The organism is Komagataeibacter sp. FXV3 (genome assembly GCF_015155755.1).
Lineage (GTDB): Bacteria > Pseudomonadota > Alphaproteobacteria > Acetobacterales > Acetobacteraceae > Komagataeibacter.
Genome location: NZ_VWPI01000097.1, coordinates 1 through 7,317, shown reverse-complemented (window position 1 = coordinate 7,317; position 7,317 = coordinate 1). Strand labels below are relative to the sequence as shown.

The window sequence follows — 7,317 nt, the reverse complement described above, 5'->3', positions numbered from 1 at the left end:
GGCACCCAATGAGGAAGCGGCCCCGCCGCCGCCACCACCGCCGCCCATGCCGCCGCCGCAGCAGGCGCCCAGGCCCGTGCCCGACGCGCCAACGCCACCGCGTGAACAGCAGCCCTCACCCGATGCGGTGAAGCTGCCGCCTACGCCAGCCAAGGCTGCCCCGGCACAGGCCCACGCCCCTGTGCCGCCTTCAGCCCAGCCAGACCCGACGGCCGCACCCAAGGTGCAGGAGAAGTCAAGCACGACGCAGCCTAATGAGGCGAAGAAGCACGTGCCCGACACGCATTCCCTGCTGGCCACGCTGGATGCGTTCCGCGCGGACCAGAAGCAGACCCATCCGCCCAAGGCGCGACCCAATCCGCAGCAGGGCGGTGCGCCGGATGGCGGCGGGACGCCGGACGGGGACATCACCAGTGCGCTGAATGCAACGCAGCAGAAGGCGATCGGCAATTCCGTGCGCCGCTGCTATTCGGAAGATACGGCTGCGCGTAATTATGCCCAGTTCGTGGCGCATCTGGTTGTGACGGTAGATGAGACGGGTACGGCGCGCCTGGTGGAATTCGCCCCCCAGACGCAGGCGCAGATGGCATCAGACCCGTCCTATCGCGCATTGGCGGAACGTGCGCGTGATGCGGTGCTTAGCCCCACCTGTGCCAAACTGCCCATTCCGCAGAACCTTCTGGGCCAGACCCGGCAACTGAAATTCGTATTCCGTCCCTGAGAACAGGGGGACGAAGACGGGGAGATGAAAATGACGTCAAGCGTAAAGCCATTGATTCCAGATGATGATGCCGACCGGCTGGCCGCGGCTTTCGGCCGTCGCGGTTTCATGGGGGCGGGTGTGGCCGGTGGCCTGATGGCCACGCCGCTGTTTGCCGCCGGTGCCGCCCATGCGCAGGCGGGCGATGCCGAAATTACGGTGGACCAGGCCCGCACCGCACCCATTCCCATTGTCCTGCCCTCGCTGGGCAGTGGTGTCGCGCAGCAGATCACGGATGTTATTTCCGCCGATCTGGCGAATTGCGGCCTGTTCCGTCCCATCAGCGCCAGCATGCCGCAGGGCACGCCCGATTTCGGTAGCTACAAGTCCATGGGCGCGCGCGCGGCCGTGACCGGCAAGGTCATGGACCAGGGTGGTAGCCTGCGGGTGGAATTCCGCCTGTGGGATGTCGTGACCGGCAAGCAGATCCAGGGCACGGCCTATACCGCGGCGGCCCAGGACTGGCGCCGCATCGCGCATGTAATTGCCGATGTGATCTATGGCCGCCTGCTGGGTGAGCAGGGCTATTTCAATTCCCGCATTGCCTATATCGCCCGTTCCGGCCCGCGCGCGCACCAGACCACCCGTCTGGCCATCATGGACCAGGACGGGGCGGACAGCCGCTACCTGACCAACGGGCAGTGGCTGACGCTGACGCCGCGCTTCAACCCGGCAAATAGTGAACTGGCATTCATGTCCTATGCCAACTACAGGCCGCGTGTTTACCTGTTCAACCTGAATACCGGACAGCAGAGACTGCTGGGCGACTTCTCGGGTATTTCCTTTGCCCCCCGTTTTTCCCCGGACGGGCGTTCCGTGGTCCTGTCGGTCACGCGTGGTGGCGGGTCGGACATCTATACGGTGGATCTGGCGACGATGGCGCGGCGGCAGATCACGTCATCCGGTGCGATTGACACCAGTCCGTCCTACAGTCCCGACGGGTCGCAGATCGTCTTCAACTCCGACCGTGGCGGTTCGCCGCAGCTTTATATCATGAGTGCTGCCGGCGGTGATGCAAAACGGATTTCCTATGGCCATGGGTATTACGGATCCCCGGTCTGGTCCCCCCGTGGCGACCTGATTGCGTTTTCGCGCATTGCCAATGGCAGCTTCTCGCTGGGGGTCATGGCGCCTGACGGAACGGGGGAGCGGATCCTGACGCAGGGCTTTACGGTGGAAAGCCCGACATTCTGCCCCAATGGCCGCGTGCTGGCTTTCTGCCGCCAGAGTTCGGCGGGCAGCAATGGTGCCGGATTTGCAACAGGGATCAGTACAATTGACATTACCGGCTTCCATGAACGGGCATTGCCTGCGGGCAGCGCGTCCGATCCGACATGGTCGCCGCTGAATAAGTAATTCTTTCAATGTGTTGGGCAGATAATATTCCGCCACCTAATCATTTGGCAAATGGCGGGTATGTGTTTGTCCAACATTGACTGCGGCCGGGTTTTACCTCTATGTTGGTTGCGGTTTCCAGCGATCGCGAGTTTCTGTTTGACAGTTTGTTTGGCAGGGCGCAACGAGACTCGGGACCGTTCTATATTTAAATCCGGAAATTCAACAAATGGTTTCAAGAAATGAAACCGATCCAGGATCAAAAGTAATGAAACTGAAGCTTCTTGGTGCGGCCGGCATGGCCCTTTTTCTCGCTGCCTGTTCCGATCATGCGAACAAGAACGTGAACACGGGCGCCGCCACGCAGCAGGTCGGCCCGGCCCCGGGCAGCGAGGCTGACCTGGTTGCAACCGCAGGTGACCGCGTCCTGTTCGCCCTGAACCAGAACACGCTGTCGAGCGACGCGAAGGCAACGCTGGACAAGCAGGCTGCCTGGCTGGCCAAGTACCCGCAGGTGCACGTGCAGATCGCCGGTAACTGCGATGACCGTGGCACGGAAGAATACAACATTGCGCTGGGTGAGCGTCGTGCGAATGCAGCACATGACTACCTGGTGGCAAAGGGTGTCGATGCATCGCGCATCACCACCATTTCCTATGGTAAGGACCGTCCGACCGCTGTTGGCGATGACGAAGCATCCTGGGCCCAGAACCGTAACGCCATCACGGCGGTACAGTAAGTTTCTGCCCACGCTTTCGATGGCGTGACAGTTATGGAACCGGCCGGGCGCTTATCGCTCGGCCGGTTTTGTTTTAGGTATGCATGTCTTGTGTTTCAAAGGGTTTGGTCCATGCAGTCTGTGATGTCATGTTTCCTTTCGGTCCCCTTCCTGTGCCGACGGTGGGGCAGGGTAGGCATGCTGGCCGGTGGGATTTCGCTGGCGGGCATGGGGCTGGCGCAGGCTGCCGGTGACAATACCCTGACCCTGCAACTACTTGACCGTGTAAACGCGCTGGAAGAACAGACGCGGGAAATGCGTGGGCAGATCGACCAGCTGACCAATCAGGTACAGCAGCAGAATGCCACCCTGAGCAAGCAGATCGGTGACATGGACTTCGCCATGCAGCATGGCCATGGCGGCGTCGCGGGTTCCAGCACCCTTGCTCCGCCTGCGGCCGCTGCTGCCGCTGCGACCGCGCCGGCAGCCAAGCGCACGCCGGATGATGTGCTGAAGGCCGGCAATGACGCACTGCTGAAACAGGATTACGCCACGGCGCAAACTGATGCGCAGCAGGTCCTGTCCGGACCCAAATCCCCCCGACAGGTGGATGCCCAGTACCTGCTGGCCCAGTCGCTGGCGGGACAGAAACAGTACCGTCAGTCGGCGCTGGCCTATTATGACGCCTATAATCGCGCGCCGCATGGGCAGCGTGCGCCCAGTGCCCTGCTGGGGGTGGCGGCGACGCTTGTGGCGCTGAATGACAAGGCATCAGCCTGTCAGGCGCTGGACAAGCTTTCCAGCGAATTTCCTGAACCCGCCGCCCGTATCAAATCCGCCGAACAGGTCTACCGTAAACGCGCCAAGTGTAGCTGACCGGCGAAAGGACGCTGGTGCTTTCGGCTAAACCGGTCAATCCGTCACGTTTTGCCACCATGATGGCGTCCCTTGGTCCATGGCCGGGTCAGGGCGTGCCGGTGGCGATTGCCGTATCGGGGGGCGCGGACAGCATGGCGCTGGCCATCCTTGCGCGGCAATGGCGGCGTGACGTGGTGGCGCTGGTGGTCGATCATGGCCTGCGTGCCGAATCCCGATCAGAAGCCATGCAGACCCTGACCCGGCTGTCCACACTTGGTATTCCCGGTCGCCTGCAGACCCTGACGGGACTGGAACGCGGTCCCCGCATGGCGGAACGTGCCCGGCGCATGCGCTATCAGGCCCTGTTTGCAGCCTGTCGGGAAATTGGGGCGCTGGACCTGCTGGTGGCCCATCATGCGGGGGATCAGGCGGAAACGGTCATGATGCGCAGGCGCGCCGCCAGTGGTGATGACGGGCTGGCGGCCATGGCAACAGCGATGCCCGTGGCTGATGTACGCATTGTCCGGCCATTGCTGGGGGTTGCCAAGTCCGCCCTGTATGCCACCGTTCGCGCGGCGGGGGCGGCATGGGTGGAAGATCCATCAAACCATGACCTGCGTACGGAACGCGCGCGCGCGCGGCAGGCGCTGGCCCATGATGGGGATCAGGCCACGGGGTTGCTGGCCGCGGCCCGTAATGCGGGGGCGGCGCGCATGGCGCATGATGCGGCGGATGCGCAATGGCTTGCGGCCCATGCACGGTTTCATTGTGGGGGATGGGTGGTGCTGCCTGCGGGGCTGGCGCCTGCAAGACTGCTTTCCGCCCTGATCCGCGTGATTGGCGGCCGGGACTATCCACCGGGGCGTGAGGCCGTCGGACGGCTGGTCCATGCGCCCCGGCCTGCGACCCTGGCGGGGGCGGCCATCATCCCGTGGCGTGATGGGCAATGGATTGTCGCGCGCGAGGAATCAGCGCTTGCTTCCCCCATGCCTGCTCGTGCGGGCAGTGTATGGGACCGACGGTTCGTGCTGCGGACGCAGCCTCTGCCGCCGGGGTGGATGATGGGGGCGGCGGGTGCCGTGGCATCATGGTGGCCTGCTGGCCGGTCGCGTTCCGTCTGGCCCGCACGCGTGTTGCGTACGCTGCCCGCGTTGTGGCATGATGGGCGGGTCATGGCCGTTCCGCATATGGGGCTGCGCACGCAGGATTGCGTGGCCAATGCGGTTTTTGTGAACCAGCCACCCCATCCCGTACTGCCCGGAGCCATGTTTTATGCGCCCGATGACGGACCTTACTGATCCATTGTCATAAAAGGTGGCGGATTGGGGGTGTGAATGTCCCTTGATCGTCCTATGTATGATAGGACGTAGTGAACGTGGCGTCTGTTCGTCTGCCCGCGTGGGGTGATGGCGAAGGGGCCAGCGGATGGAACAGTAGGCAAGATGAACAATTTCGGCCGTAACCTGGCCCTGTGGGTTATCATCATCGTCCTGTTGCTGCTGCTGTTTAACGTTTTCCAGCCGGGAAGCGTGCAGCACGCATCGCAGCAACTGGCGTATTCCGATTTCATCGGAGACGTGAACAGCGGGCATGTCCGGTCTGTCGTGGTGCAGGAACATAACATTACCGGCACGCTGACGGATGGCACCTCGTTCGACACGTACGCGCCACAGGACCCGACCCTGATTTCCCGCCTGACGGAAAAGGGCGTCGAGGTCGCGGCCAAGCCGCTGGAAAGCGACACCAACCCCTTCCTGCGTTACCTGATCAACTATGCGCCGCTGCTGCTTATGGTCGGTGCGTGGATCTTTATCATGCGCCAGATGCAGTCTGGTGGCGGGCGCGCCATGGGCTTTGGCAAGTCGCGCGCACGGATGCTGACCGAAAAGCAGGGTCGTGTGACGTTTGACGACGTGGCGGGCATTGATGAAGCCAAGGGTGAACTGCAGGAAATTGTCGACTTCCTGCGCGATCCGCAGAAGTTTACCCGTCTGGGCGGCAAGATCCCCAAGGGCGTGCTGCTGGTCGGCCCCCCCGGCACGGGTAAGACGCTGCTGGCGCGTGCCATTGCGGGTGAGGCGAACGTGCCGTTCTTCACCATTTCCGGTTCCGACTTCGTGGAAATGTTCGTGGGTGTGGGTGCATCCCGCGTGCGTGACATGTTCGAACAGGGCAAGAAGGCCGCACCCTGCATCATCTTCATCGACGAAATCGACGCCGTTGGCCGCCATCGTGGCGCGGGCCTTGGTGGTGGAAATGATGAGCGCGAGCAGACCCTGAACCAGATGCTCGTCGAGATGGACGGGTTTGACAGCAATGAGGGCGTGATCCTGATTGCCGCGACCAACCGTCCCGACGTACTTGATCCCGCCCTGCTGCGTCCCGGCCGTTTTGACCGTCAGGTCGTGGTGCCCAACCCCGATGTGGCAGGCCGTGAAAAGATCCTGCGTGTCCATATGCGCAAGGTGCCGCTGGCATCCGACGTGGACCCCAAGGTGATCGCCCGTGGCACGCCAGGCTTCTCCGGTGCCGATCTGGCCAACCTTGTCAATGAAGCAGCCCTTATGGCTGCCCGCCTTGGCAAGCGTACTGTCGCCATGCTGGAATTCGAGAACGCCAAGGACAAGGTGATGATGGGGGCCGAGCGCCGGTCCCTGGTCATGACCGAAGATGAAAAGAAGATGACCGCCTATCATGAAGGTGGCCATGCCCTTGTCGGCATCCTGACCCCCGGTTCCGATCCGGTGCACAAGGCGACCATCATTCCGCGCGGCCGTGCGCTGGGCATGGTGATGAGCCTGCCGGAAAAGGATCGTTATTCCGAAAGCCGGTCATGGTGCATTGGCAAGCTGACGCTGGCCATGGGCGGGCGTGCGGCGGAGGAAATCATCTTTGGCCCGGACAATGTCTCTACCGGGGCGTCGGGTGATATCAAGATGGCGACCGATGTAGCCCGTCGCATGGTGACCGAATGGGGCATGAGCGAAAAGCTCGGCATGGTGGCCTATGGTGGCAACGGGCAGGAAGTGTTCCTTGGTCACAGCGTCACGCAGAACAAGAACGTGTCGGAGGAAACGGCCCGCGAGATCGATAATGAAGTCCGCAAGCTGATCGACGCTGCCTACGACCGTGCCCGCAGCCTGCTGCTGGAACATATTGACCAGCTGCACCGTCTGGGTGCCGCCCTGCTGGAATATGAAACCCTGACGGGTGAAGAAATCCGGCAGGTGCTGCGTGGCGAGAAGATCGAGCGCGTGGTGGTTGATGATCCGATGCCGGAAAACCGGCGTCCGTCCGTGCCGCCTTCGGCGCCCTCGGCCCCGGTGGCGCCTTTGCCTGCGCCGGAAGGTGGCGGTGGCGTTGGTACCGCACCGGCTGGCTAGGATAGCTGATCCGGATGTAAAATATGGCGGGGTAGCCTATGGCTATCCCGCCATATTTGTATTTGAATCATAAGAAATTATTTTAAAATAATTTCTTGATAGGAAAGTAATAAAAGCTTTTGGGTGCCGCCTTTTTCAAAAAGGCAGCGTTCCCTGAAACGTTCTGGAAAAACAGCTTTTGCAGGACGTTTTTCATGGACCGTTTTCAGGATGCCCGCTGAGACAGATGACGATGAAAGACTGGTTGATTGAGCCCCTCGCCC

At 62.0% G+C, this 7,317-nt stretch carries 7 protein-coding genes; 6 read left to right on the top strand and 1 reads right to left on the bottom strand.

Annotation, left to right across the window (positions count from 1 at the left end):
* The 6 genes from F1542_RS09290 to ftsH all read left to right on the top strand — a co-directional run.
* Positions 1-721 (top strand): energy transducer TonB (locus F1542_RS09290; protein WP_193732790.1); only part of this gene is annotated, 721 nt, incomplete at its 5' end.
* A gap of 30 nt (positions 722-751) precedes the next feature.
* Positions 752-2,116, top strand: a complete 1,365-nt coding sequence (gene tolB / locus F1542_RS09285) for a Tol-Pal system beta propeller repeat protein TolB (protein WP_193732789.1) — start codon at positions 752-754, stop codon at positions 2,114-2,116.
* Between the two features lie 247 nt (positions 2,117-2,363).
* Positions 2,364-2,834, top strand: coding sequence for a peptidoglycan-associated lipoprotein Pal (pal, locus tag F1542_RS09280; RefSeq protein WP_141261093.1), 471 nt, complete (start codon positions 2,364-2,366; stop codon positions 2,832-2,834).
* A 111-nt stretch (positions 2,835-2,945) separates the two neighbouring features.
* On the top strand, positions 2,946-3,689 hold the full coding sequence (locus F1542_RS09275) for a hypothetical protein (RefSeq protein ID WP_193732788.1): 744 nt from the start codon (positions 2,946-2,948) through the stop codon (positions 3,687-3,689).
* Between the two features lie 17 nt (positions 3,690-3,706).
* Positions 3,707-4,969 carry a tRNA lysidine(34) synthetase TilS gene (gene tilS / locus F1542_RS09270; RefSeq protein WP_193732787.1) on the top strand — a complete coding sequence of 421 codons (1,263 nt, stop codon included), beginning with the start codon at positions 3,707-3,709 and terminating at the stop codon, positions 4,967-4,969.
* 144 nt (positions 4,970-5,113) lie between these two features.
* Positions 5,114-7,054: an ATP-dependent zinc metalloprotease FtsH gene (gene ftsH, locus F1542_RS09265; protein ID WP_193732786.1), complete on the top strand. Its 1,941-nt coding sequence runs from the start codon at positions 5,114-5,116 to the stop codon at positions 7,052-7,054.
* A gap of 77 nt (positions 7,055-7,131) precedes the next feature.
* On the opposite strand, the gene F1542_RS09260 is transcribed toward ftsH, so the two are convergent.
* On the bottom strand, positions 7,132-7,317 hold a 186-nt coding region (locus F1542_RS09260; RefSeq protein WP_193732785.1), incomplete at its 5' end, for a hypothetical protein.

What these genes read in the sequence shown, in the direction of transcription:
- tolB (WP_193732789.1), top strand. Translation starts at nt 752, where the DNA reads ATGACGTCAAGCGTAAAGCCATTGATTCCAGATGATGATGCCGACCGG.
- pal (WP_141261093.1), top strand. Translation starts at nt 2,364, where the DNA reads ATGAAACTGAAGCTTCTTGGTGCGGCCGGCATGGCCCTTTTTCTCGCT.
- F1542_RS09275 (WP_193732788.1), top strand. Translation starts at nt 2,946, where the DNA reads ATGCAGTCTGTGATGTCATGTTTCCTTTCGGTCCCCTTCCTGTGCCGA.
- ftsH (WP_193732786.1), top strand. Translation starts at nt 5,114, where the DNA reads ATGAACAATTTCGGCCGTAACCTGGCCCTGTGGGTTATCATCATCGTC.